Origin of the sequence: Mesorhizobium sp. ZC-5 (assembly GCF_025753855.1) — a bacterium.
GTDB lineage: Bacteria > Pseudomonadota > Alphaproteobacteria > Rhizobiales > Rhizobiaceae > Neomesorhizobium.
Map to the genome: position 1 here is coordinate 173,840 of NZ_JAOWPT010000007.1, position 24,666 is coordinate 198,505.

Annotated in this window: 24 protein-coding genes; 11 read left to right on the top strand and 13 right to left on the bottom strand. The window is 56.0% G+C overall.

What is annotated here, in order from left to right:
- Positions 1–82 precede the first annotated feature (82 nt).
- From OHD58_RS19575 to ehuB, 10 genes are all read right to left on the bottom strand, one after another.
- A complete protein-coding gene (locus tag OHD58_RS19575) occupies positions 83–1,318 on the bottom strand; it encodes an NAD(P)/FAD-dependent oxidoreductase (protein WP_263805070.1) in 1,236 nt (411 codons plus the stop codon).
- A gap of 184 nt (positions 1,319–1,502) precedes the next feature.
- Complete coding sequence (locus OHD58_RS19580) at positions 1,503–1,823, bottom strand: non-heme iron oxygenase ferredoxin subunit (RefSeq protein ID WP_263805071.1); 321 nt, start codon at positions 1,821–1,823, stop codon at positions 1,503–1,505.
- Positions 1,824–1,949: 126 nt separating this feature from the next.
- Positions 1,950–2,963 (bottom strand): sterol desaturase family protein, encoded by a 1,014-nt coding sequence (locus OHD58_RS19585; protein WP_263805072.1) that lies wholly within the window; start codon positions 2,961–2,963, stop codon positions 1,950–1,952.
- A gap of 580 nt (positions 2,964–3,543) precedes the next feature.
- Positions 3,544–4,323, bottom strand: coding sequence for an NAD(P)-binding domain-containing protein (locus OHD58_RS19590; protein WP_263805074.1), 780 nt, complete (start codon positions 4,321–4,323; stop codon positions 3,544–3,546).
- A 34-nt stretch (positions 4,324–4,357) separates the two neighbouring features.
- Entirely contained in the window at positions 4,358–5,119 is a 762-nt protein-coding gene (locus OHD58_RS19595) for a GntR family transcriptional regulator (RefSeq protein ID WP_263805076.1), read from the bottom strand.
- Between the two features lie 43 nt (positions 5,120–5,162).
- Positions 5,163–5,981, bottom strand: coding sequence for an aspartate dehydrogenase (locus OHD58_RS19600; protein WP_263805078.1), 819 nt, complete (start codon positions 5,979–5,981; stop codon positions 5,163–5,165).
- On the bottom strand, positions 5,981–6,796 hold the full coding sequence (gene ehuA / locus OHD58_RS19605; protein WP_318528271.1) for an ectoine/hydroxyectoine ABC transporter ATP-binding protein EhuA: 816 nt from the start codon (positions 6,794–6,796) through the stop codon (positions 5,981–5,983). Before ehuA ends, OHD58_RS19600 begins: the two co-directional genes overlap by 1 nt.
- On the bottom strand, positions 6,796–7,461 hold the full coding sequence (gene ehuD, locus OHD58_RS19610; RefSeq protein WP_172235024.1) for an ectoine/hydroxyectoine ABC transporter permease subunit EhuD: 666 nt from the start codon (positions 7,459–7,461) through the stop codon (positions 6,796–6,798). The genes ehuA and ehuD overlap by 1 nt, the downstream gene beginning before the upstream one ends.
- A gap of 3 nt (positions 7,462–7,464) precedes the next feature.
- The gene (ehuC, locus tag OHD58_RS19615; RefSeq protein WP_263805080.1) at positions 7,465–8,130 is read right to left on the bottom strand and encodes an ectoine/hydroxyectoine ABC transporter permease subunit EhuC; all 666 of its coding nucleotides are present in this window, start codon (positions 8,128–8,130) and stop codon (positions 7,465–7,467) included.
- A gap of 60 nt (positions 8,131–8,190) precedes the next feature.
- Entirely contained in the window at positions 8,191–9,030 is an 840-nt protein-coding gene (ehuB, locus tag OHD58_RS19620; protein ID WP_263805081.1) for an ectoine/hydroxyectoine ABC transporter substrate-binding protein EhuB, read from the bottom strand.
- 221 nt (positions 9,031–9,251) lie between these two features.
- Between ehuB and OHD58_RS19625 the strand changes: the two genes are divergently transcribed.
- The 10 genes from OHD58_RS19625 (at position 9,252) to OHD58_RS30755 (ending at position 20,812) form a co-directional block, all read left to right on the top strand.
- Positions 9,252–10,409, top strand: coding sequence for a M24 family metallopeptidase (locus OHD58_RS19625; protein ID WP_263805082.1), 1,158 nt, complete (start codon positions 9,252–9,254; stop codon positions 10,407–10,409).
- A 277-nt stretch (positions 10,410–10,686) separates the two neighbouring features.
- Positions 10,687–12,093 carry an amidase gene (locus OHD58_RS19630; protein ID WP_263805083.1) on the top strand — a complete coding sequence of 469 codons (1,407 nt, stop codon included), beginning with the start codon at positions 10,687–10,689 and terminating at the stop codon, positions 12,091–12,093.
- A gap of 183 nt (positions 12,094–12,276) precedes the next feature.
- A complete protein-coding gene (locus OHD58_RS19635; RefSeq protein ID WP_263805084.1) occupies positions 12,277–13,515 on the top strand; it encodes an FAD-dependent oxidoreductase in 1,239 nt (412 codons plus the stop codon).
- A gap of 19 nt (positions 13,516–13,534) precedes the next feature.
- On the top strand, positions 13,535–13,801 hold the full coding sequence (locus OHD58_RS19640) for a sarcosine oxidase subunit delta (protein WP_245951940.1): 267 nt from the start codon (positions 13,535–13,537) through the stop codon (positions 13,799–13,801).
- Positions 13,798–16,683: a 2Fe-2S iron-sulfur cluster-binding protein gene (locus tag OHD58_RS30590; RefSeq protein WP_318528272.1), complete on the top strand. Its 2,886-nt coding sequence runs from the start codon at positions 13,798–13,800 to the stop codon at positions 16,681–16,683. The genes OHD58_RS19640 and OHD58_RS30590 overlap by 4 nt, the downstream gene beginning before the upstream one ends.
- Position 16,684: 1 nt before the next feature.
- Positions 16,685–17,308, top strand: a complete 624-nt coding sequence (locus OHD58_RS19660; protein ID WP_263805086.1) for a sarcosine oxidase subunit gamma family protein — start codon at positions 16,685–16,687, stop codon at positions 17,306–17,308.
- Positions 17,259–18,365: a threonine aldolase family protein gene (locus OHD58_RS19665; protein WP_263805087.1), complete on the top strand. Its 1,107-nt coding sequence runs from the start codon at positions 17,259–17,261 to the stop codon at positions 18,363–18,365. Before OHD58_RS19660 ends, OHD58_RS19665 begins: the two co-directional genes overlap by 50 nt.
- An 87-nt stretch (positions 18,366–18,452) precedes the next feature.
- Entirely contained in the window at positions 18,453–19,418 is a 966-nt protein-coding gene (locus OHD58_RS19670) for a threonine/serine dehydratase (protein ID WP_412177251.1), read from the top strand.
- A 146-nt stretch (positions 19,419–19,564) separates the two neighbouring features.
- Positions 19,565–20,449: a formyltetrahydrofolate deformylase gene (gene purU, locus OHD58_RS19675; protein ID WP_263805089.1), complete on the top strand. Its 885-nt coding sequence runs from the start codon at positions 19,565–19,567 to the stop codon at positions 20,447–20,449.
- Between the two features lie 171 nt (positions 20,450–20,620).
- Entirely contained in the window at positions 20,621–20,812 is a 192-nt protein-coding gene (locus OHD58_RS30755) for an ATP-binding domain-containing protein (protein ID WP_354494736.1), read from the top strand.
- A gap of 62 nt (positions 20,813–20,874) precedes the next feature.
- On the opposite strand, the gene OHD58_RS19680 is transcribed toward OHD58_RS30755, so the two are convergent.
- The 3 genes from OHD58_RS19680 to OHD58_RS19690 form a co-directional block, all read right to left on the bottom strand.
- Positions 20,875–22,527 (bottom strand): hypothetical protein, encoded by a 1,653-nt coding sequence (locus tag OHD58_RS19680; RefSeq protein ID WP_263791597.1) that lies wholly within the window; start codon positions 22,525–22,527, stop codon positions 20,875–20,877.
- Between the two features lie 193 nt (positions 22,528–22,720).
- Positions 22,721–23,584 carry a DUF3800 domain-containing protein gene (locus tag OHD58_RS19685; protein ID WP_263805091.1) on the bottom strand — a complete coding sequence of 288 codons (864 nt, stop codon included), beginning with the start codon at positions 23,582–23,584 and terminating at the stop codon, positions 22,721–22,723.
- Between the two features lie 46 nt (positions 23,585–23,630).
- Positions 23,631–24,140 carry a helix-turn-helix domain-containing protein gene (locus OHD58_RS19690; protein ID WP_263791600.1) on the bottom strand — a complete coding sequence of 170 codons (510 nt, stop codon included), beginning with the start codon at positions 24,138–24,140 and terminating at the stop codon, positions 23,631–23,633.
- 229 nt (positions 24,141–24,369) lie between these two features.
- On the opposite strand from OHD58_RS19690, the gene OHD58_RS19695 reads away from it, so the two are divergent.
- A complete protein-coding gene (locus OHD58_RS19695; RefSeq protein ID WP_263805093.1) occupies positions 24,370–24,522 on the top strand; it encodes a hypothetical protein in 153 nt (50 codons plus the stop codon).
- Positions 24,523–24,666: the final 144 nt, after the last annotated feature.

A 24,666-nucleotide genomic window follows, 5' to 3' on the forward strand; every position in this document is an offset into this window, starting at 1 on the left:
TTGTCACTTGCTCCGCTTTTCCAAACATGTCGGTATCAGATCAACTTGCTAGGTCATTGCTGTAGGGCGGCCGCCTTCTATGCTAACTCGCTAAAGATTTGATGGCGATTGCCGGATTTGCAAGCGCGTCGGCATCTGGGCGGATACGCCGCCCAATCATCGTCTCGGCGATGCGTATATCCTTACTTATGGTGGCAAGACTGCCAAATCCGCAGGCCGCCACTAACCGTCCGTCTGGCGCTAAGTAGAAGCAGATCTGCCCCTTGTCGCCAAGATCCCTGTTAATAGCGGCATCAGAATTACTATAAATTCCAGCAATCTGGAGCGTCTCGTCGTACTGGTCTGACCAGAACCACGGGACACTCTCATACGCCGAGCCCAACCCCAACATGTTGGCCGCTGCAATCGCGCCTTGTTGCCATGCATTCCGCCACACCTCTAGCCGCATTCGTTCGCCGTAAAGACGATGCGGGAAAGAACAACAGTCGCCGGCCGTAAAAATGTCAGGATCGGAGGTAGCAAGAGTGTCGCTCGCCGCAATCCCTTTTTCGATCGCTAGCCCGGCTGCCTGTGCAAGTTCTACGTTTGGGACCGCACCGACTCCGACCAGCACTAGATCGGCAGGGAATGAGCGACCGTCGGCCAATGATACCAGAGATTGCTCTTCGACGGCCTCGATACCAGCAACCGTAGCATCCAGTTCAATGCGTACGCCGGCGTCCAGGTGCTTTGCTTTAATCCGCTCAGCGATGCTGGCGGGAACCGCTCTCATGAGCAGTCGTGGGCCGGCCTCAAGCACCGTCACAGAGGCGCCCCTGGATACCGCACTTGCAGCAACTTCAAGCCCGATGAAACCGCCACCGATCACTACGACACCACATCCTGGCCTGAGGGTCTGTCGAATAGCTACAGCGTCGGCGTAGGTACGAAGTGTAACCATGCGACATTCTGGGTCGACTGGAACACCTAGCGTTCGCGGGCGGGCGCCGGTTGCCAAGAGCAAACGCTCGTAAGCTAAGAGCTCGCCTCCTTGAAGCGACACGGTATTTGTCGCCCGATCGATCGATAGAACGTTGACCCCTGCAAGGTAGTCGATTGCCAATTCTGTCAACCGCTGGGCAGTGATAAGGAACTTCGGTCCGCTATCTTCGCCCTCGGTCAAAAGGCCTTTTGATAGTGGCGGCCGTTCATAAGGTAGCGTAGCTTCACTGCCGATCAGAATGACGCGCCCGGGCCACCCGCCCTGCCTTAAGGCAACAGCCGCAGCCGTTCCGGCCTCGCCCGCACCGACAACTATCATGGCACGTTCTTGTTTCATGCTGGCAGTCCAACAACGTTACCGCGCCGGATGGCCAATCGTTGCTCAACAATCTTCGGTCCCACAGCTTGCTCTTCATAATTTTTTTCGTCCGACGATTTAACCGAATACCTTATTTCGCTCGCAAAGCGTGCCGTTGCGGCCAGGTATCCATGCGACATCTTACTTCTCCCGATAGGTCCATTCAGATCTTGATGAACACAACATTGGAATCCACCTTGATCTCGTACCGTCGGAGATCGACGCAAGCGGGCAAAGCTCGGGCCTCGCCAGTTCGGTAGTCGAACGTCCCAAAATGCTTGGGACATTCGATGATGTTACCGTCGACTATGCCGTCTGCGAGATGAACCTTTTCATGGCTACAATGCCCGTCAATCGCGAAGAAGTTACCCTCTAGCGACCGGATGATCGCAAACGAGCGCTCTCCATGGGAGAACCGCATTGCTTCCTCGGGCGCTATCGCATCCGAGGTGCACACCTCGACCCACTCTCCTATTTTAGTCATGTTCTTTCCTCTCGAATCTAGCTGGCAATACAAACACGGCTACCGATGATGTAGAACCGCCGTGCCAACTAGCTGCACAGCGCTAATCGGGCATCCAAACTTGGAGAAAGTGCAGGCTGGCAGAACCTATACCTTGGACCCGCCACGGCTGAAGTTCTTGGCTTTCGTTCGTTTGTACATCGCCTCGTCGGCCTCCTGCGAGCCATCGTGCGCCGTACCGAACCACTCATCGAAGGGAATTAACGTGTCGCCGTAGTTTACCTCAAAATACCTGTGATGCAGGTAGTGGTAGTACCCATCGGAATCGAGATGTTTACCGCCTTCGGAAACGATCTTGTCGAAGCCCAGATGGCCTAACGCCGGGATTAGCGCCTGGATCATGAGGCAGAACATCACGTTCATCGGATGAGAGGGCACGAGGAAAAAGAACAGCACTCCCGAGAAATACAGGATGTGTTCAAACGTATGCATCGACAAGCCCGACCATGGCCCTGGATTAACGTTATTGTGATGCACCTTGTGGATGACGTGGTAGAGAGGCCCAACGTGGATCAAACGGTGGACCATGTAAAACTGCAGCTTTAAACAAGCCGGAGTTATAAAGAGTAGACCGACAAAGTAGATTGAGTGCTGCGTTATATCCACTTGCATGGTGTAACCATTCGAATACATCCACCACGCGAGCACCTCGTACGCCGTCCAGACAGGCACACCACTACACATGGTCCAAAAGACATTTTCGGCGGTCTGGCTCCGGAACAGAAATACGGAATTGTCGGTGTCGGGCCACTTCGAATTGTATTTGAAGTTTGTGTCCTGGCGACGCTGAATGTAGAACAGCATGTGCAGTCCACCATATACAAGAAGGGCCAGCGCGGCGTTGCGCAGGAGAATGGCCGCCACCCAGCCAATGCGGAGCTCTCTCATCGTATCCGTTGTGGGCGTTAGATAAACCCACGCGACAACGGAGATGCCGATCAGGAGCGCGTTCCAGGGCCACAGATATCCAGGAAACCCGAACATCCATACGAGAAACTTTCTCGGTTGGGCCGGCCATACAAACAAGGGCTCGCGCGCGGGTCGCTTATGAGGTGACCACTGCCCGCGCTTGTCACGACTTCCATACAGCTTGTCGTCCATGCGGTTCTCCGTTGGCGAAACTCTGCGCCACTTAATTCGAAGATAATGATGTATACAGCATTACGACGCGTGCTGCGTGATGTCAAGGTTTTTCCCGTATTGACAGGTTTTCTGCGTGGTTTGCCGCCGTCCTAGTCGTCAGCTGTGTATAGCTTGGGCGCGAGGCCTAGTGCTGAGGGCAGGGGTTCCCAGTGGCCGCTGCGCAGCCCACATAATCCCTGAGCGCAGGATGGCGCGTGTAGCGCCTAACGGTAGCGCCTTGGGCCGCGGTACCGGACAAACCAAATTGGACTGGTGCTGCAAGGCGGTTACGCCGGCGCAACTTGAGTATCCGCGGACCGGGATGGAGAGGATCCGGATCCTCGTCCCCGAGCGATCTGACTATCAGCTTAGATGTGAGGTTCTCAAATCTCTGGTAGGTTGCCTAGGCCAGCCCAATCTACGAAAATCCTCGTCGGGGAACTGGCTTTCGTTGGAAAATTACCTCGGCTCCGCCAGGCCTGCTTCGTTCGGCAGGAATGCACTGCAGAGACCGCGGGAGACCGGCTCCATGCTTGTGTCTCCGCTGTCGATCACGTGACTAGGTCAACAAGTTCAGCCTTCGGAAGACGATATCGAGAGCCTCTAACCAGGGCAAAGGGGCTTGCCTTGCGGCAAGATGGTCCAACCCTAACTTTGTAAAGGTGCCTTCCGTTGCGATCCCGTCAGATACGATGTCAAGTGACACCTCCTCCCGCGCCAGCGCGTAGCCAGCCGCTCCCGCGATATTTCCCGCAACAACTAGCCTCGCTTGAGCCGACGTGAGCCCACGCTCCAAGAACCAAGATTCGAGCGTTGCTATGAAGCTATAGATCCACCCGGCGAGGCAGGCCCCCACCATGGCAAGTTCGAATTGATCTTCGGTTTCGAAGGTCACAATCCTACCTGCCGTGCCCAGTACCACTGCCACGTCGTCCGAGGCGGGATATATGGGTACGAGGCCTCTATCAATCGTATCAATGTAACTCGATGGCATGATGCGGACCACCGATATGTCTTTGCCTATCGCCGCCTGCAGTTCGGCAATTGTGGCGCCTGCGACAGCTGAAATTAATACCTGCTCTGGGCGCAGAGTCAGATTGGGCAAAGTATTGGCAAGCTGCTCGGGCCGCACCGCCAGAAGGATCCAGTCGGCCTCGGCGAACATTCTCGCGTCATCCTCGGCTACTATGCAGCCGTGGGTGGCGGCAAGCCGCTCTGCCTTGACTCGGCTATAGGGCGAGAGAAGAATTCGACCGCCAAACCCACCCCTTCGCAGGGCTGCTATTAAGTAGGCGGAGAAGTCGCCGGTTCCAATAAAGCCAATTGTCGGCAGGTTCATATGGCGCCACCAATATCGAATGCCGTCTCAGTTTTCAAAATACAAATCGGTCTGCGCTAGCTGCTTCCATCGCGTCTAGCCTGGATAGCACCATCGCCAAATGCGACTTATGAACCGTGGCGACCAGACGGACATCCCGAAGCTCGAGGGTTCGCCGTATCATGCGGAGCTCGTCAAGAAGGTCTTCTACCTGCTGACGGAAATCCATCTTTTCGAGAAGCAAGAACCAGAATCTCGCCGATTGAAAGAACAGGATATCGTTGAAATCCCTTAGCGGGCCATTGCTGCTCAAGCTATGCAAAATCCTATGTAAGCGGATAATAATCTCGGCAAACTGGCGTTTATCTTTGGTATCTAAGAGTTGGCGACACGCTAGCTCCAAGTCTTGAATTTCGCGGAGGTTATCGTCAGTTACTGGAAGTGGTGAAGACTCGGCCATGGCATCCATCAATCGCATCCGAACGATGTATATATCGCGCATAGAGCTCAGATCGATCGACGTGACTTCAGTACCATTGCCGTGCTGGCTTACGATCAGACCGTCGTACTCCAGGCGTTGCAAGACAGTTCGTAGCGGTGTCCGACTGACACCAAATTCTGATGCAAGTTCCCTCTCATTGAGGCGGCTACCTGGCTGGTAGTCAAGGAGACATATCCGGCGCCGTAACTCGAGGTATATATCCTGTTTGCTCATTTTGCCGGTGAGCTGCCTGTCGCCTTCCAACCCCCCCTCTTGATCCTCAGGAGGTGTCAAGGTGATTTCGTTAGTAGGTAAGAGGGGGCTGTGGCGTGTCATCGCTAGCTTTCTCGAGGCTGCAGCAAGGTATGTACGACATCCGTCACGTTCCAACACGCAAGGTCGAGTTCATTTGACGTAAGTACGCTATCACGCTCTGCGAGGTTATACGTCCGGTCGCCGGGTTCTCGTCGCTTGGTCGATTTTGTATCAACATGGAAAAGTTCGAACTGTCGGATTCCACATCTACGTTGTGGGTGTTAAACGTTAGACTTGGATCTGCCCAAATCTCCATCTGCGTGCGGTCCGGTCCGAGAGCCGCCAGGCTCAGAGCCGCAGCGACATTCACGTTGGCTGGGAATTCCTTCGCCACGTCGCTTACGGTGCCTCTTAGAACGCAAACGGCTTCCTCAAGACTTTCCAAGTTCAACCCGTTGCGGACGACATAAGGTGCGGTTGCAAGGCTCCTTGGTGGTTTGCAGGTGCGGATCTTCACCTTTCGGATCTCACCAACTGCCGCGGCTTTGATGGCGTCGAGCCCAAGGATCGCCCCGGATGGGACCACAATTCGCCCTCCCATGCGGCGCGCCAACTCCACTAAATCTTCTCGACCGAGTAGCTGGCTCGCAGACATAGCTATGAGAGTCTTGCCGGCGCTCAAGACAGGCAGCGCGATAGCGTCGAACATCTGGGGCGGGAGACCCTCCAAAACTGTATCACACTCTTTAGCCAAATCTTCAAACGAGAGGCAGGAAACACGACTGTTTAAAGTCGCATTGAACTCTGCGGCCCGATTTTGGCTCCGGGCCGAGATAGCCACCAGTTCGCACCCAACTATTTGCCCCCGATCCAATGCGTGTGCCACTGACGAGCCTATGGCGCCAATCCCAGCTATTCCAATTCTGATAGGAGTCCCGACCATCAATCCGCCGCTTTGACTGCGCTCAAAAATTGTTGCGTTCGTTTGCTTTTGGGATTGGAAAACAGTTCAGCAGGACTGCCTTGTTCTTCAATCTTTCCACCATAGAAAAAGCAGACGCGATCGGAAATATCACGAGCAAAACCCATTTGATGCGTGACCATAAGCATGGTCAGCCTGTGCTTGAACACCAAATCCTTAATCACATTCGTGACTTCGCCGATTACCTCGGGATCAAGGGCAGAGGTGACTTCGTCAAACAACATAACCTTGGGCCGCATCGCAAGGGCGCGGGCAATCGCTACGCGCTGTTGTTGGCCACCCGAAAGCCGGGAGGGATGTTGATCCTTCTTGTCGATCATGCCAACCATCACGAGAAGCTCTTCGGCACGCTCTTGAGCCTCGCGGCGCGAGAGACCCAAGACCAAGACCGGCCCCTCCATACAGTTCTGTATCGCCGTCATGTGGGGAAACAAGTTGAAATGCTGGAAGCACATTCCTATCGAGGAGCGTGCTTTTCGCAGGTACCTTGCATCAGCCGGCACCAGCACGCCGTTTTGCGGCATGTGGGTGAGGGGTTTGCCATCGACATAGATGACGCCACCGTTAATGGTCTCGAGGGTCATCAGCATGCGCAGGACTGTCGTTTTGCCGGACCCCGATGGGCCGATGATGGTGACCATTTCACTTGCTGCGATGTCCAAGTTCAGGTTGTCCAGAACGATAAGGTCGCCATAGCTTTTACGGACCTTCATGAACCGTACCATCGGTATGTTTGGACCGCCGAGCTCGAGGGGATATGACGAGAGATCTTCCATCATTGCATTCCTAACTTACGGCGAACAGTCGCTTCAAACCAACGAATGGCGCGCGCGGAGGTCAGTGAGATAACTAAGAAAATAACGCCCACCATCGTGTAAGGCTCAAGGTAGCGATAGTTTTGCCCGCCTACAGCGTTTGCTGCCTGCATCAATTCGGCAACACCAATTACAGAAAGAATCGGAGTATCTTTAAAAATGGCGACCAGATAGTTTCCCATCCCAGCAATTGCTGGTGGGAGAGCCTGCGGCAAAACAATACGCCGATAGGTCTGCATCGTCGTTAGATTGATGGCGGTGCATGCTTCCCATTGCCCCTTCGGGACGGACTCAATGCCACCCCGATAAACTTCAGAGAGATAGGCAGCATAGTGCAGGCCGATAGCGATCATGCCTGCCACCCAAGGGCTCAGGTAGAGCCCGTATTCCGGCCCAACATAATACACAAAGAAGATCTGCAGTACGAGGGGGGTTGAGCGGATGAACTCGACAATTTCCCGAGTAATATACGTCAGAATACGTAGCGGTGTTCGCTGAGCAAGTGCGAACAAGAGACCAATGACAGCGGCAATGGCGTATCCCATGCCAGCAGCCAAAAGGGTATTGCCCGTAGCCCAAAGCATCTTGGGTAGGATTTCGGCTGTGAATGCGAAGTCCCACTTCATCACTCAAGCCCTTCCTATCCGCCGAGCCATGACGCGCTCGGTCCAGCGCATACAAGGCGTGATGAGAAAGCGAGAGAAGACGTAGTAGATGGCCAGCGCTGTTCCAAAAGTCCAGGTAGATAAATAAGTTGTATTGTTCAGCTGGCGCGCTTCAAACATGAGGTCAGGAACTGCTATCAACGCCACCAGGGCGGTACTTTTGAGCAGCTCGATCACCAGGTTTCCCCAAGCCGGCAGCATGGTGACAAAGGCCTGTGGGAGGATAATCCTTCGCATGCGTTGGGCTGGCGACATCGACAACGCGTAAGATGCCTCCCACTGGCCACGGGGCACTGACTGTATGGCACCTCGAACCAGCTCAGCGCCGTAGGCCCCAAGGTTTAGGCCAACTGCAAGAAATCCGGTGAGAAAATTGTCCAGCGTGATGCCAAACAGGGGCAACACGTAAAACAACCAAAAAAGCTGAACCAGCAGTGAGGTGCCGCGAAAAAACTCGACGTAGCCTACTGCGGCTCTCCTTAGCGTCGGGTTTGACGATAGCAGCATCAGGCCGAAGAGGTTGGCCACCACCACGGCCAGACCCAAGGAGCAAAGGAATTGGATGGCGGTTACGAGCGCACCGTCTACAAACCGGCTACCATAATCCGCAAGGAAGGAGGCGTATGTCATAGGAGCTCGCTTCGGCAATGCTGACGAGCTGCCTCATGCGGCTCGTCAGCCAACTCATTGTTACCGATTGGCGCAGACCCATTCGGTTTTTGCATCGCCCGGAAGCTGAGCTTTCGTGTATTGAAACTTCCCGACGGCCTCAAGCATTTCCGGCGAACCGAGGTACTTTGCCTGGGCCTCGTTGTACGCCTTCAGAAAGTCCTTGTCCTCTGGCTTGAATGCAATCGCTACCCAATTATTCGTCCAATCAGGTAGAGCGGCCGGGTCAGTCACTTCGATTTCGTCAGGTGCGCTAGCGGCCAGATTTTTGGCATCGAAATAGTTACTAGCCCCAGCGTCCGCTCGCCCCGCGCGAACGGCAGCCAGCAGTTCAGTGGGGCCTGGCACCTGCATAATCTTGCTTTCAGGGACTCCTTCCTTAAGCGCCTCGTCAACATTGACGTAGCCGGAGACAGTCACCATCGTCGCGTCCTTCTCCTTGATGTCCTTATAGTTCTGAATGCCTTTCGGGTTGCCTTTTTTGACAATAAACGCGTTGCCGAATTTCCCCATTGGTTCGGCAAAAGCGACGTTCTTGCAACGCTTGCCGGTGATGTACATTCCGCCGGTGATAATGTCGAAGCGACCTGCCTGAAGCCCCGGTATCAAGCCACCCCAATCGGTCACGACTGGCTCGATATTAGTGTATCCCATCGACTTTAGGACGCCGACCGCCAGTGCGTTCGCGAATCCCAGCGGTTCGTTCTTGTCGCCCGGGTAAGCCCAAGGGATTTCGTGAGCAAAGCCAATGCGTATTGGTTTTCCAGCTTTAGCGCTGTCCGTCAGCCCGTCGGCGTGAGCGACGCCGATAAATAGAGCAGCAGTCGCGGCGAGTGCAGCCAAGATAGCTTTCATTTTCATCCGTTCCCTCTGTTTTTGGGTTTATGCAGAATTGCCCTAAGAGGTATACCATTGCGCCAGAGAGGCCGCAAGGGGGTATTCCCGTCCCGTCGAAATTTCCCGCAAATTTGGGCAAATGGCGCCGACTTTGGAAAATTGCTCTTGTCATTTTTCGCAAGTGACGGTACGAGAGGTATACCTATTTCCGACTTGAAAACTGGATACAGCACCCGAGGGCGTCCATGACCTACCTTTCACCCTTTCCAAAAGATGAGCTTGATCGTCGCATACTGAATGCGCGTAAGGCTCTCAAAGAGAACAACCTTGATGGCATCTTGATTGCCGTTCCTGAGAACATTTATTACCTGACCGGGCTTGATCACTGGGGATTCTTCGCGGCGCATGTGCTCGTTCTGAATCAAAGCGGAGAGATGGGCCTCTGCTGCCGCGCAATGGAGCGGATAACGGTAGAGAACCAGGTCAACAACGCGCGCTTCTACGGGCATAAGGATCACGAGGAGCTCTCGGATTATGTTCATCAAGCCATGAAGGATCTGGGCCTGCTCGGTGCCCGCGTCGGCATTGAGAAGCGCAGCCTCTTCCTCACGCCTCGACACGCGGAGCGCATTCAAGATGACCGTTCGGGTGTAAAGTGGGTGGACGCTTCCGGAATTCTCGATGACCTGCGTCTCGTGAAGTCGCCCCTTGAAATAGAATATACCCGGAAGGCGGCTCATGCAGTGGATCTTGGGACGTTGGCCGCGGTGGCATCGATACGGGATGGCGGGTCGGACTACGAAGTAGCGGCGGCCTACCACAACAAGATGATCCTCGAGGGCAGCGAATACCCTGGTTTCGGCCCGTTCATCCGCCCGACTAGCCGCCTGGGTGAAGAGCACACCACCTGGCGTGGTGAGGTATTCCGGAACGGAGATGCCGTCTTCCTTGAAACCTGCGCATCATATCGCAAGTACCAGTCTCCAATGGGCAGGCTTGTTTATGTCGGCAGCGCACCAAAGGGTGTCGAAGAGTCAGCTGAACTCGCTGTTCGCGGCATGAAGGCGATCTGCGAAGCGCTTCGGCCGGGTGCGGATGCGGGTGACGCCTATGAGGCTTGGCATCAAGTGGCGGCAAGCGGGGGCCTTGTCGACTACCATCGCCACCATTGCGGTTACCTTGTAGGGATTGGTTTCCCTCCCAGCTGGACGGGCGGGTCCATGGTGACGAGCCTTTTCCCGAAATCGACCCGCAAGATTGAAGTCGGCATGGTTGTTCATGCCCATTCCTGGTTTACCAACACAACAGTCGCAGATTATTTCATCTCCAATACCGTGTTGGTGACGGAGAATGGCGGCGAGATATTGACAAATAAGACGCCGGAAACCCCGATCATTCGTTGATGACTCACAAGCGTGCGCTGCTGGTCGAATGTCAGCGCACGCTGTTCTTGATCATTCTGCGAGGGCATCATGCAAAGACTAAAAAAAGCTACGCTGACCGGCATATGCGCCCAGATGGCATCGCATAGCTGGTCGGAAGAGGAAATAAACGAGTTGGTCGATCCCCGCTTGGGGCTCATTACCGGGTTTCAAGATCTGTTGAATGAGCTTGAACAGCTGAGGAAAATCGACTTGGGGACCACGCCGCCGGCTATGAGCGTCCAAGGCGCAGACAGGCATGAGTAACGATATCGCATTTCAAAGCGTCAAGAACCTGAGGTCGATGCTTCAGCGCGGGGAGGTAACCCCAGTCGAGCTTGTGGATACATTCGCCGAGAGGATCGAACGACACAATCCACAATCAAAGGCGTTCATCACGACGACGATCGATACCGCGCGAGAACAGGCGTCGCGGCTCTCGCGTGGTGATTTGAATGGCTCCTCGTTCGCCGGAATTCCGTATGCCTCCAAGGACTTGTTCGACGTGCAGGGTGTTCGAACGTCCGCCGGATCGCGGGTTTTCCACGACAGGACTGCCAAAAAGGATGCGTTTGCAATCGCCAAGTTGCGGGCAGCTCAGGCGGTTAGTCTTGGCAAGACGAACCTGCATGAATTCGCATACGGCGCAACGGGCGAGAACGAGGTTTATGGGACGGCCGTCAACGCTTACGATCCGACGCGTCTTGCGGGTGGCTCGTCGAGCGGCTCAGCGGCCGCGGTGGCTTTTGGTCTCGTGCCGGCGGCACTTGGAACGGACACCGGTGGCTCCGTCCGAGCGCCCGCTGCGTTGAACGGGCTTGTCGGCTTTAAGCCTACGATCGGACGTGTCCCCACTTCGGGAGTGGTGCCATATTGCTGGACGCTGGATCACGTCGGGTTGATGACGCGCACGATTGCCGATTGCGCCGATCTGCTGACCATCGTGTCAGGCTACGATCCCAGCGATTCCGCGTCAGTCAATCGGACCGTTGAAAATTACCCTGAAGCGCTTGATCAGGACATCTCAGGATTGCGCGTCGGTATTCCGAGCAACTTCTACTACGAGCGTGCGGACAACGAAATCCTCGAGGCTCTTGAGCGTGTGAAAGAGTATCTCGTTGCAAGCGGCGCAAAGCTTGTGCCGGTGACATTCCCAGATATGGAACATAGCCGTACAGTCTCCCTCACCGTGCAGATGCCTGAAGCGCTGAGTGCACATTCGGCTTATTTGCAGGAGCGCGGCGACCTCTATTCCGCGGATTTCCGGGCTGGTTTGGCGTTGGGGCAGTGCATTCTGGCGGAGCACTATGTCAAAGCGAAGCGGTTCATCGAGATCTACCGACAGCAGACAAATAGGCTATTCGACCAAGTCGATCTGATCCTCACCCCGGCGACTCCCGAAATCGCCCAGAAAGTGGGCACCGTCAAGGTGACACGCAACGGGGTCAACGAAGCGATCGGCAACGCGATCACCCGGTTCACGACATTCTTCAATATGACCGGTCACCCGGCGCTGACAATGCCATGCGCTATGCATACGCAGGGTCTCCCGATCGCACTGCAATTGGTGGGCCGGTATTTTGACGAGATGACTGTCTTGCGTGCCGCACACGCAATCGAGCGAAGCGACCAGTTCTCAATTCCGCTACCGAAAGTAGACCCCTGAGATGGCACTTACGTCCCCACGATATGGGTTCTCGCGACGTTTTGCCGAACCTGGAAAGGCTGCGCGGATGCGCATCGCATCGCGTATGATTGGACCCCGCTTTGACCAAACGACGGTTATTGGCATCGCTCCTGCAAGCGAGCAAAGCGTCCATTTCCCGGCCGCGCTCCTAGAGGGAGGAATATGGTGTTTGCGCTTCTAAAGTACGGCTTTTCAAGACGTTATCCCGAACGCGACGAGATACCGCGCACTCCGGATCTGCAATCCCACTACGACGTCGTCATCATCGGCGGCGGTGGTCACGGAGCCTCATTGGCTTACCACCTGGCGAAGCACCATGGGATCACCAACGTTGCGATTCTGGAAAAGGGCTATCTTGGAGGCGGGAACACCGCGCGCAACACCACGGTGATCCGCTCGAACTACACGGATCAGCGCTCAATACGGTTCTATGCGAACGCCCTGAGACTTTACGAATCCCTGGCCAATGAGCTCGATTACAACATGATGTATTCCCGCCGGGGACAGCTCACGTTGTCCCATTCGGACGGCGTTTCGCGATCGCTTCGCCTGCGCGCCGACGCCGGCGTCTTTTGTGGTGAGGCTAACGAGATTGTTGATCGCCAGCAGATCAGAAGCTTAGTGCCTTCGCTCAATGTCGATATCAAGGGTATGCCCATCCTTTGCGGTCTTTGGCACCCAAGCGCGGCCATCGCGCGTCACGACGCAGTCGTGTGGGGATATGCCATCCGCGCGTGTGAGCGTGGGGTCGAGCTTCATCAAAGGACGGAAGTCCTGGGGATGGAAGTCTCCGGGGATAGAGTCACACGCCTGCGCACAAATCGCGGGGATGTTTCAGCCGGGACCGTGGTGCAATGCGTCGCCGGTTACTCTTCGGTCGTAGCAAAGATGGCCGGTTTGAAGCTGCCGATCCGCAGCTATCCACTTCAGGCAATGGTGACCCATCCTGTCAAACCCTTCCTGGATCCGATGGTGTCGTCAACCGCTCTGCATTGCTACGTTTCGCAATCGGCGAGAGGCGAACTCGTCATCGGAGGCGGCTCAGACCCATACGAGCTTTACAACACACGCTCGACCTTGGAGCTCAAGGAAAGTCTTGCTGCTTCGGCGTTGGAGATGTTCCCGTTCATTGGCGAACTCAAGATCTTGCGCCAGTGGGCCGGGATCACCGATATGACGCCGGACTACAGTCCGATCATGGGTCAGGGTCCGCTCTCGAACTATTGGCTGGACGCAGGTTGGGGCACCTGGGGCTTCAAGGCGACCCCGGCCAGCGGATTCTTCTTGGCGAAGGCCATTTCGGAAAACCGCATTCCTGACGAGATCAGGCCATTTCAGTTGAGCCGGTTCCACAGTTTCGATCTGGTCAACGAGATGGGCGCTACCGCTGCAAGCCATTGAGGACCCGATCGTGAAGTTGATGACATGCCCTCTGAACGGGCCACGCAACATAACCGAGTTCCAGTGCCATGGAGAGGTGCATCGGCAACCTGAGCCGTCCGGCGCGAGCGACCACGAGTGGGCCGAGTACGTCTGGATGTCCAACAATACGGCGGGCGTCGTGCGTGAGTGGTGGTGTCACACACCAACAAACTTCTGGTTCCTTGCGGAACGGAACACAGTGACCGATGAGATTCTGGCCACATTTCCTGTACCGGCAGATGGACCTTTAGGAGAAGCGTCATGAATAGCGCGACGCTACGCAAGGGGCTGCTAATCGACGCATCAAGAAAACTCAAGTTCACGTTCGATGGGCGAGAGTATGAAGGCGTAGCGGGGGATACAATCGCGTCGGCGCTTGCGGCTAACGGCGAATGGATATTGTCACGGTCATTCAAGTATCACCGACCACGCGGTATCCTGACCATGGCCGCTCAAGACGCGAACACCCTTGTTCAGATCGGAAACGAGGTAAGCGTCTTTGCCGATCGTCATCCTATATCGGACGGTCTGGCGGTACGGGCCCAAAATGTTGGGAATTCGGCACGCAGGGATAGCGCGTTCGTCATGAACAGGCTTTCGCGCTTCATGCCGGTCGGATTTTACTATCGAACCTTCTATAAGCCCAAAGGAATATGGGAGAAGGTGTGGGAGCCCATCATTAGGGCCAAAGCTGGGCTGGGTAAGCTCGACGTCACGAAACCCACCCAAGGGTATTACGACAAGGCCTATGGCTGGTACGACGTGGTCGTCGTCGGTGCAGGGCCCGCCGGTATGGCGGCGGCGATTGCCGCGGCTGATGCGGGAGCATCAGTCTTGCTGGTGGACGAGAACCCACGGATAGGCGGAGCGCTGAATTATGCGCGACTGGCAACCGAAAGGGACCTTGTCAGCGAGGTCAAGGGCCACAGCAAAATCGAGATCTGGACCGACGCGATCTGCAATGCATGGTATGCTGATAACTGGCTGCCGGTAATTCGCGGTAACCGACTATACAAGCTGCGGGCTAAACAGGTCATTTTCGCGACCGGGCTCATAGAGCAGCCGTCACAGTTTCGAAACAATGATTTGCCCGGCATCATGCAGGGCTCGGCGGCTCAACGGCTCATTCGGCTGTTCGGTGTCAAGCCTGGTAATCGTGCAGTCATACTCGCTGCCAACGATGACGCCTATGGCGTGGCGCTTGACCTTCTTGAAGCCGGCGTCGACCTGGCGGCAATTTGCGATCTCCGTAAGGCCGGTCACCACGGACCGTTGCGTTCGGAGATAACGCAACGAAATGTCTCAATTCTGGATGGATGGTGCCTCCATGAGGCACAACCGGAAAAGGGGCATTCGCACGTCCGTGGGGTAGAGCTTGCCGAAATCGATGCGGAGGGCACTGCAGGCAGGAGGCGGCGAAGGATCGATTGTGACCTGGTCTGCATGTCCGTCGGCTATGTTCCCGCCTATCAGCTGCCACTGCAGGCGGGTGGCAAGCTCGCTTACGATGACGTGGCCGCGCAGTTCACCATCGACGGGCAGGGCAAAGCCGTTCTGCTTGCCGGATCGGTCGACGGATTTTTCGACCTGGACGGTTGCATAGCTCATGGCGCGGGTCAGGGCTTGGCGGCCGCGATCAATTGCGGCTATCAAAGCGAGCGTCGGCCCGCGCTTCCAGTTCGGGATCGAGGTTCCCCAAATCATCCTTGCCCGATCTTCCCGCATCTGAAGGGAATGGACTTTGTCGACTTTGACGAAGACCTTCAGGTCAAGGACATCAAGAACGCCATTGCGGACGGGTACCGCGAGCTTGAACTCGTAAAGCGGTTTTCGACCGTCGGCATGGGGCCAAGTCAAGGCCGGCATGCTGCTCTGGCAACCGCAATGCTCGTATCGAAATACACAAATCGGACAATAAGTGAGGTGGGCGTCACCACCGCCCGGCCGCCGGTTACAACGGAGAAAATCGCGACTTTGGCTGGTCGAAAGTTCACGCCATTTCGCCAAACACCGATGCATGAACAGCATACCGCTCAAGGAGCAGCATGGCTGCTTGCGGGAAACTGGCTGCGCCCCGCCTACTATGGTCATGAACCCGATGCCAAGAGGCTCATTGCCGAAGAGGTTGTGAACGCAAGAAACAACGTAGGTATGATCGATGTCTCGACTTTGGGCGGGTTAGATGTGCGGGGGGCCGATGCGGCCGAATTTCTAAATCGCATGTACACGTTTGCCTATGTCAAGCTGCCCGTTGGCAAGACCCGTTACCTGCTTATGACAAATGAGGCGGGGACGGTCATTGATGACGGTGTCGCGTGTCGGCGCGGCGAAAACTATTTCTATGTCACGGCGACCACCACGGGCGTGGATCGAATATACCGCAACATGCTGTGGTGGAACGCCCAGTGGCGACTCGACGTGGATATCGCGAATGTTACGGCCGCTTATGCGGGGGTTAACCTGGCAGGACCTAATGCCCGCAAGGTACTCGCACAACTTACGGATGACATTGCCTTATCGCCGCAAGACTTCCCATACCTGGCGTACCGTGAAGGGACGGTAGCGGGGATCCCCGCACGGGTGTTCCGAGTGGGTTTCATCGGCGAGCTTGGCTACGAAATACATGTACCGTCACGGTTCGCGTCAGAACTCTGGCGTGCCATTGGCGATGCAGGGAAAGAATTTAGTATTCGTCCATTCGGCCTTGAAGCTCAGCGGCTCATGCGGCTCGAAAAGGGGCATGTGATTATCGGTCAAGACACTGACGGCATGACCACGCCTGAAGAGCTCGATATGAACTGGGCAGTCGCTAACTCGAAGCCCTTTTTCATTGGAAAGCGCAGTCTGGAGATCCGCAACAAGACGTTGTCGAGCCGAAAACTGGTCGGGTTTGTGCTCGACCGGATGCCGATGGCTGGGCTCCAGGAGTCTAATCTGGTTGTGAAGAATGGATCCATAGCAGGGTTCATCACCTCAATCGCTTTTTCGCCGAGTTTGGGACGAGTCATCGGTCTGGCCTATGCCGACCGCTCGGACGCCGATCTTGGAAGCCGAATTGTGCTGCGTGCAAGTGACGGAAGCGAGCACCATGCGCAAGTTGCTTCCCCCCATTTCTACGATCCCGAAAATCTGCGGCAGGAGATGTAAGGTGGGCGCCATTGCCAGAAGTCCGTTCGCTCACCGCTTGACCGGCGCTAGCCAGACTCCGCAGAACGAGAATGTCGTCATCCGTGACCTGTCGACGCTGCCGCGGATCGGCTTCAAGGGCAACGGGACGACGAATTGGCTGAGTTCGAAGGTCAGCGCCGTCCCGGCCGCCCCCAACAAAGCCATCACCCTGTCCGATGGCACTCTCATCGCGCGGCTCGGTAAGGAAGAGTACCTTGTCCTGCCCGGTCGAGACGCGGTTGGTAGCGTGTGCAGCGAACTGGAGGCAAGCTGGAATGCCGACGACGCGAGCGGTGAGCGCCGCATCGGGTACCCGCTTCCCCGCGCCGACAGCCATAGTTGGCTCTATCTAGAGGGCAGTTCGATTGCGCAAATGATGGCGAAGATTTGCAGTGTGGATTTGCGTGGCGATCGTTTCCTCCAAAGCGAGGTCGCACAGACGATCGTAGCGCGGATCAGCGCGGTTTTAATCCGCGAAATTACGGACGGATCCTACGGCTTGCATATGCTGACTGATTTCGCTTCAGCCGACTATCTATGGGATGTCCTCCAGGATGCTTCCGCTGAATTTGGTGGCGGCTTTGCCGGAAATGGGAGGATCTAAAATAGCAACCTATCACTTCAATTCAGACAATGGCGCGCCGGTCTGCGAACAGGTGATGAACGCGCTCGTGAACTGCAACCGAGGCGTCGAGGTGGCCTACGGAGCAGATCGATTCACCGCAACCTTGGCGGAGGCCTATTCGAACTTTTTTGAGCGTGAAACCTTCATTTTTCCGGTGCCTACGGGGACTGCGGGCAATGGGCTCGCGCTCGGCGCCATCACGCCACCATATGGCACGATCTTCTGTCACGAGCGCGCGCATATCGTGACGACCGAAGCTGGGGCGCCCGAATTCTATAGCGGTGGTGGCCGCATGACTTTGCTGGCAGGTGAGCACCATAAGATATCGCCTGCTGCATTGGAGTGCGGCCTACAAAGTCACGGTATCGGCAACGTGCATCATATGGCGGTCTCTGCACTCAGCATCACCCAAGCCACGGAAGCCGGTGTGGTTTATGAAATGGACGAATTAGGCGCACTGAGTGCAATTGCCCATAATGCCGGCATGAAAGTCCATCTTGATGGGGCGCGCTTAGCGAACGCCATGGTTCATCTGGGCGCAACGCCCGCCGAAATGACCTGGAAGGCTGGAGTGGACGTTCTCACCTTCGGCACCATCAAGAACGGAACCATGAATGCGGAAGCGGTGATCACCTTCGATCCTGAAATCGCAAAGATACTGAGCTTCATGCACAAACGCGCCGGGCACTTGTGCTCAAAGATGCGCTACATGTCAGTGCAACTCTTGAGCTACCTGGAGGATGAGCTCTGGCGCCGAAATGCTCTGCAGGCGAACGGGAACGCCGCACGGATAGCTGATGCTTTAAGACTGTGTGCGGGTGTTGAGCTGGTTCATCCAGTGCACATTAATGAGGTGTTCGCGATTCTGCCGCCGAGCCTTCTGCAAGCACTCCGGGACAAGGATATCCACCTAAGGCCGTGGAACTTTCAGCGCAAAGGTCAAGGCTTCCGCATGGTGATGTCCTACTGCGACAGCACAGAGCAAATTCAGCGATTTGAACAGGCCTGCCGCGAGCGCGGACCTTCCAAGGCTTAGAGCCCACCCGGGTTCACCCGCTGATTGCGTGATGTGATCAGCGAGCGGCAACGAGATTTCATTAGCTTCTGGTTGGAAAGCAGCGCGATGCTCGAATATAAAATGATCGTTCATGCCGCCCGGGTTCTCGAGGGCGTAACACGCCTTACGCCTTTGCTCGAATCCGAACTTCTCAACCGCCGTCTTGGCTTCCGCTTGCTCGTAAAAGCCGAGTGCTTGCAGCGGACCGGGTCGTTCAAGATTCGTGGGGCCTACGTCAAGATCGCGTCGTTGAGCAAAAAGCAGCGCGCGGCGGGTGTCGTGGCCTTTTCATCCGGCAATCATGCTCAAGGGGTTGCTGCCGCGGCTGCGGAAATGAATGTCCCATCGACCATAATCATGCCGCAGGATGCGCCAGCCGTGAAACTGCGCAACACCGCCCAGTACGGGGCCAAGGTGATCACATATGATCGGGCAACCGGCGACAGGGCCAAGATCGCACGAGATGTGGCCGAGCAAACGGGAGCGACTTTGATTGCTCCCTATGATGATTATGTTTTGATGTCGGGGCAGGGAACAGTTGCACTGGAAATCGTCGATCAACTGGCGAAACTGAAAACGTCCGCGGACGCTTTGGTGTGCCCCGTTGGTGGCGGTGGGCTGATCGCTGGTATTGCCACCGCCATGGCAGAGTTGTCCCCAGCGACCACTGTCTGCGCGGCTGAGCCGGAACATTTCGACGATACCAGGCGATCGTTGATAGCAGGCGAGCGTGTTGGAAATGAACCCGGGTACAACTCGATCTGCGACTCGATCGTAACACAAATTCCAGGTGAGAAGACCTTTCCGATCAATCAGAAACTTGTCTCCCTCGGCTACGAAGCGTCGGAAGCTGACGTCATTTTCGCGATGCGATTATTGGCGGATGAGATGAAGATCGTTGCCGAACCCGGTGGAGCAGCTGCGGTAGCTGCGGTCCTGCGGCACCGCGAAATGTGGAGCGGCAAGACCGTCGTTGCAGTGGTATCGGGAGGGAACGTGGACCTGAGCGCCTGGCGCGAATTTCTGAGTTGACCTCCTGCCGCCGCCGGAGCGCAACGTTTGTCATTGTTAAGGATAGGGCCGGCCTCCGAAAACCCTCAAGCCTAAAGCTACTTTTGCCGCCACCTTTCCGCTTCACGAAGTAGCGGATCTTGTCCGATAACCCTAAAAGGCAACGAATGACCACTTTTATGCTGACAGCAACGTGTCAATCAACGCGAGGAATAGTAGCCGCCATCTCCGCCTTTCTCTGCGAAATGGGCTGCAATATTGTCGATAGTTCGCAATTCGACGATCTCAGCACTGGTCGCTTCTTCATGCGCGTCTCCTTCATATCAGAGGACGGGAAAGGAGCCGAAGCGCTTGCCGAGGGGCTGAGACCGATCGCCGAAAAATTTCACATGGAAGCAGAGCTTCACATCCAGACGCAAAGGATGAAAGTGCTGTTGATGGTCTCGGCGTTCGGGCACTGCCTCAACGACCTTCTGTACCGTTGGCGGATCGGGGCACTCCCGATCGATATCGTCGGCGTCGTCTCGAACCACTTCGATTACCAGAAGGTGGTGGTCAATCATGATATTCCCTTCCACTACATAAAGGTGACGAAGGAGAACAAACCCCGGGCGGAAGCGCAGCTCATAGATCTTGTCGAGCAGACGGGTACCGAGCTCATCGTTCTCGCCCGCTATATGCAGGTTCTTTCAGACGCTATGTGCCGCAAGATGTCGGGCAAGATCATTAACATCCATCACTCCTTCCTGCCGAGCTTCAAGGGAGCTAATCCCTACAAGCAGGCGTATGAGCGCGGCGTGAAGCTGATCGGTGCCACTGCGCATTATGTGACGCCGGATCTAGATGAAGGGCCAATCATTGAGCAGGACACGGTGCGCATCACGCATGCTCAAAGCGTTGAAGACTACGTCTCAATGGGCCGTGACGTTGAAAGTCAGGTCCTGGCACGAGCGATCCACGCCCATATCCATCACCGCGTCTTCTTGAACGGCAACCGCACCGTCGTCTTCCCAGCGAGCCCTGGAAGCTACGCATCGGAACGCATGGGTTAAATTTGGCCCCGCCTGAGGGTGCACACTTTTCGTGGCAGGGACCGTCCACAACCTATTTGCCTGCGATTCATCCCAGCACAGTCCAGATGAGCAGGCGTCAAAAGGTCTTGCTTCCGAGACCTTATTGCATCGCAATGGTGCGCCTGGATCGGGACGGAAAACATTTGTGACTTGAGCACAATTCACAAGTCCAAGGGCCTTGAGTGCGCGAACACCTTAATCATGATGTGTGACCGATCGGCGTTCTCAGGGACGGAATACAAGCGCAGACTTCTGTATGTCGGCTTGAGCCGGGCCAAAGAAACGTTGACTCTTGTTGTTTCGCAAAACAATGCAACTCCGCTGTTCAACGCGCTAGGCTGAGCAGCGTAAAATTTCTCCGGCCGCCCATTTGGTCGATATCGTGAGGGCTTCGAGCCGTTGCCCTACTTTAGTTGCTTGAAATCGTCCGGGTGGTGGCCAAACGCCTCCTTGAAGGCATTCTTGGCCCAGATTTCCGTGGCCCCGTTTAGACTATCGCCGGTCAGCGATCGAAAATCGTAGTGAAAGGGTCCGTCCCGAAGAATCCATTGCCATGTCAGATCGTAAAGAACCGTCGATGCCATAAAGGTATCGAGCATACGCTTGATCGCCGTCCCCTCGCGACCCGCGAACGCGCGCGTAAAGATTTGCTCCGTGTCGGCGCGGTCGGTGAAGAGCGACACGTGGCGCAGGAAGAGCCCCTGCGATACCTCAGTCGTGCCGCCCAGGGCCAACGCTCTGCCGGCCCAACAGAAGAAGTGGGGATGGGCGATCTTACTCCTGCAGAAATCCATAAAATGTGAGGTCATAACCCGGATAGGTAGGTTACCAGTGGCGTACTCGAAACTCGCCCATTGGGCCATGAGGGCTTGGCCCGCCGCCGTCTCAGACAAGGCTATAACAGCTTGTAGGGCGACAAGCGGATGGTCGTAGCCGCAGCGGTCTGCGAGGACCCGCGAAACGAATGCATACTCTTCAAAGCTATAGGCCTGGATCGCTTGCTTCACTTCAGGATGCTCTCGCGCGGCCTGACAAAGCAGGGCGAAGCGTGCGCCGGCATCGACATCAGAAATGAAATCCTCGAAACGTTCGATGTCGAGGGGAAAGCCGCGGGTCGGGTTGATGGAGAGGTCGCAGATCAGCAGAAACAGCCCGACGATGGGATTGTCGATTGTCTCGGGCCATTCGGATTCACTGAGGCGCAGGAATTCTGTAAACGCATCGACGTAAATACCGCTCAGATAACCGTCGGCAGCATAGGCCGCGCAGGTCGAGGGGCCGCCTGACGCAGCGAGAAACTGAAGTTGGATGAAGCGCGCCTGGCCCTCGAAGATAGCGTGGAGACCCACGTTACCGCGGGTGATTGGCGATCCATGGTAGAAGCCCTCGTGGCGCGCGAGCATGAGGCGATCGAACTCTGCTTGCCATCGTTCCGCATCAGGCAGGCTGTCGGGCGCAAGATCGCACGACTGGACGAGCGCCATCAACGTGTTGCTGTAGGCAATGCGATAAGAATGACCCACGCTTTCAAAATGCTGGTTCTGCCTGAGCTCGGTTGACCGGTTTGGGCTATGCGCGAAGAATTTGTAGAACTCGACGTCCAGCGCATTGTTGACGGCGATGTTCGCCTCGGCGAGCGCCTTGGGTGAGGGCGCCGTGCCATGGCGAAGCGCATCATCAGCCCACCGTTTTAGCGATTTCTTTGGCCCAATCTCCGCGATCGCCTTTTGAAGGTGCTCGAGGCTGCTCGAGAATTGCGCCGGGTAGCAGAGACTGAAAATAAGGCCAGCGGTCGAGCCTACATGCTGCCACCAGTGGACGGTCTCATGGATGTAGGTCGAATACGCTTGGATGAGGTCTGCAGGCTCATGACTCCCAAAGTCGCCAGAGGCGAGGGCGTCGACCAACTCATGAACACGTGGGCTCAAGCGCAGCACGAACTGTTTGGTGCTGTAGAGACCATGTGCTTCCAGCGTCGCCGCGAACGTCGTAGGCGCCATCAGAACGCCTCTGCTCGGTTCGAGCAGATCGTGTTTGAGATCGTTGAAAACGATCATATCGCGGCCTTTGCGGTGGTGGTGCGGTTGCACATATAGTTGAGGCGTGATTTGACCTGCGGCATCCTCATCGACGTTAGGTCGCTTCGCCGCTGGCACCCTGCGCTACTGAGGCAAGGTTGACATTAGCCCCCCCGTGACATAGATGTCCTCTCGGAGGCTTTGTACGCGGAAACGTGGGCATTGCCTTTTTTTATGCCGGATTGAGGGGAACTGGCCTCAAGTCCCGAATGTGCTTGATCCCCCAGATTTTTTCACCTCCTTCGGTCTCTCGACTGAACCGGATTCGTTTCACGCGATCGGCTAGTCCCGTGAGCTCGGGCCTGGCCGGCAGCGTCATCCCATTCAATCGCAAGCCCCAACTGATGACATATGCAACGATGTCGGTCAGTTGAATTAGCGTCGTTAGATCGCTGTGTACGAAGAACGGTTCCGGAATAATGAGGCGGGAGCGCACCCTTCCATTCCGGGTCCTTATGAAATAATTCGACACCTGCCCAAGCAGGACATGGCTCTGCGCTTTATCAAGCTCGTCAAACACAAGATATCCCATCGGATCATCAGGCATTCCATTCAAAAAATAATAGAAGCGCTCGAACAGGAAGGCGTAGTCCTTCCGCATAGCATCATCGCTTGGTGGTCGGGGTGCTGACTGCGGGACCATAGTTGCGAAGACCTGCGCTCCGTGGCTACGAGCAAGGTTGAGGGCGAACTCGCAGTAGGCGATCTTCGCCTGCGCGAGCGCAGTCAACCGATCGCGCGTCACTGCTGTCCCATCAAGAAGGATTTCCCGAGCAAGGCGGCCGCGGGCGTTCTGCTCGAAGGCTGGCAATTGTGCAGCGTGTCTGAAAGTCTTTGGCTTGAGCAGCTCCTTGGCCTTCGCCTCCTGGCCGTAGGCCTGATAGAGACGCATCCCGAAGATATGCTGCTGGGCATCGGACAATTGCCGGATCAATGGCCATATCTTGCGGTCCTCGATCGCAACGCCTGCCAGCACTTCATACGGCGAATTCCTGCGATCTTGGCCTGACTCGTCAATAAATAGCGCCCAGCTCATGCCAACCCCTCGCTCTTGTTCTTTCTAAACGGCGGGCTCCAGGTGATCACCGTGTGGCCCCGCCGCTCGGTTTGGCCGTCGCCTTGTAGCCACGCTTTGTCACAGCCTTGCGGGCTGCCTTCGCCGACTCTTCGATTTCGCGGAATTCAGGTTCGAGTTCCTGAAGGCGCTTCACAAGACCGCTCAGGTCGTAGGTATTGCTGAGCTTGCCGCCGTTGCTGCTACGACGTTCGATCCGTTGGACCAATCCAGCCAGCTCGAGTTCTGCAATGTAGCGTTGAACCTGGCGTTCACTCAGGCTCAACCGCTGTGCGAGGGTTTCCTTGCTTGGGAAGGGCTTCCGCTCCTTGTCCCACCAGAAATCGCATAGTTGCAGGAGAACAGCGAGCTGGGTGGGGTTAAGCCCAATGCGCTGCTGCGCGCGCAGCAAAAGAGATGGAACGAGGCAGAAGCCCAACTCGATCACCTGCTGCCCCCATTTATCGGCAGAGGCTTTGTTGGTCTTTATCGTCGGTGCCGGCGTCGCGTCGTCTACTTGCTGAGGAATCGCGGTCATGGTAGTGTCCTTTTGCTCGCTTCTGGGACACAAATGCGCAGTGTTGGCGCGGTCCGCAAGGGAGCACGACTGGACGTATCTGTCTCTAGGGACAAGACATAGATGTCGCTAGGCTACCGGTCAAGGATGGCTGGTAAATAAAGACGCATCGTCTAATCGCAGATGAAAGCGGATTGCACATAAACGAGTAGTAGTTCGACACCAGACGCCCATGACCAGTGGGAGAGGCATGATTTCCCGAAATATCAGGCCATGTTCAGTCCCCTTGGCGTCTGTAGGTAAGGGCTCGGATGCCTTTGTTGACTATGATGAGCGCCGCAACCTGCATTTCGATCCACAACTGGCGTTCATCGACCGCCTGACGGCGAACAAGGTGGCTTGAGGTGCGAAGCGAAGCTGGGTCTTGGTGCCGATCCGTGTGACAAGCCGTTGTTGCTTCAGTGATGGGTAGCGGCGCCCGGGGCAGAAGTTCGCGGCTCCCCACCCTCGATGTCAAGAGCGCGCTCGCATTTCATCCTAGAAGACC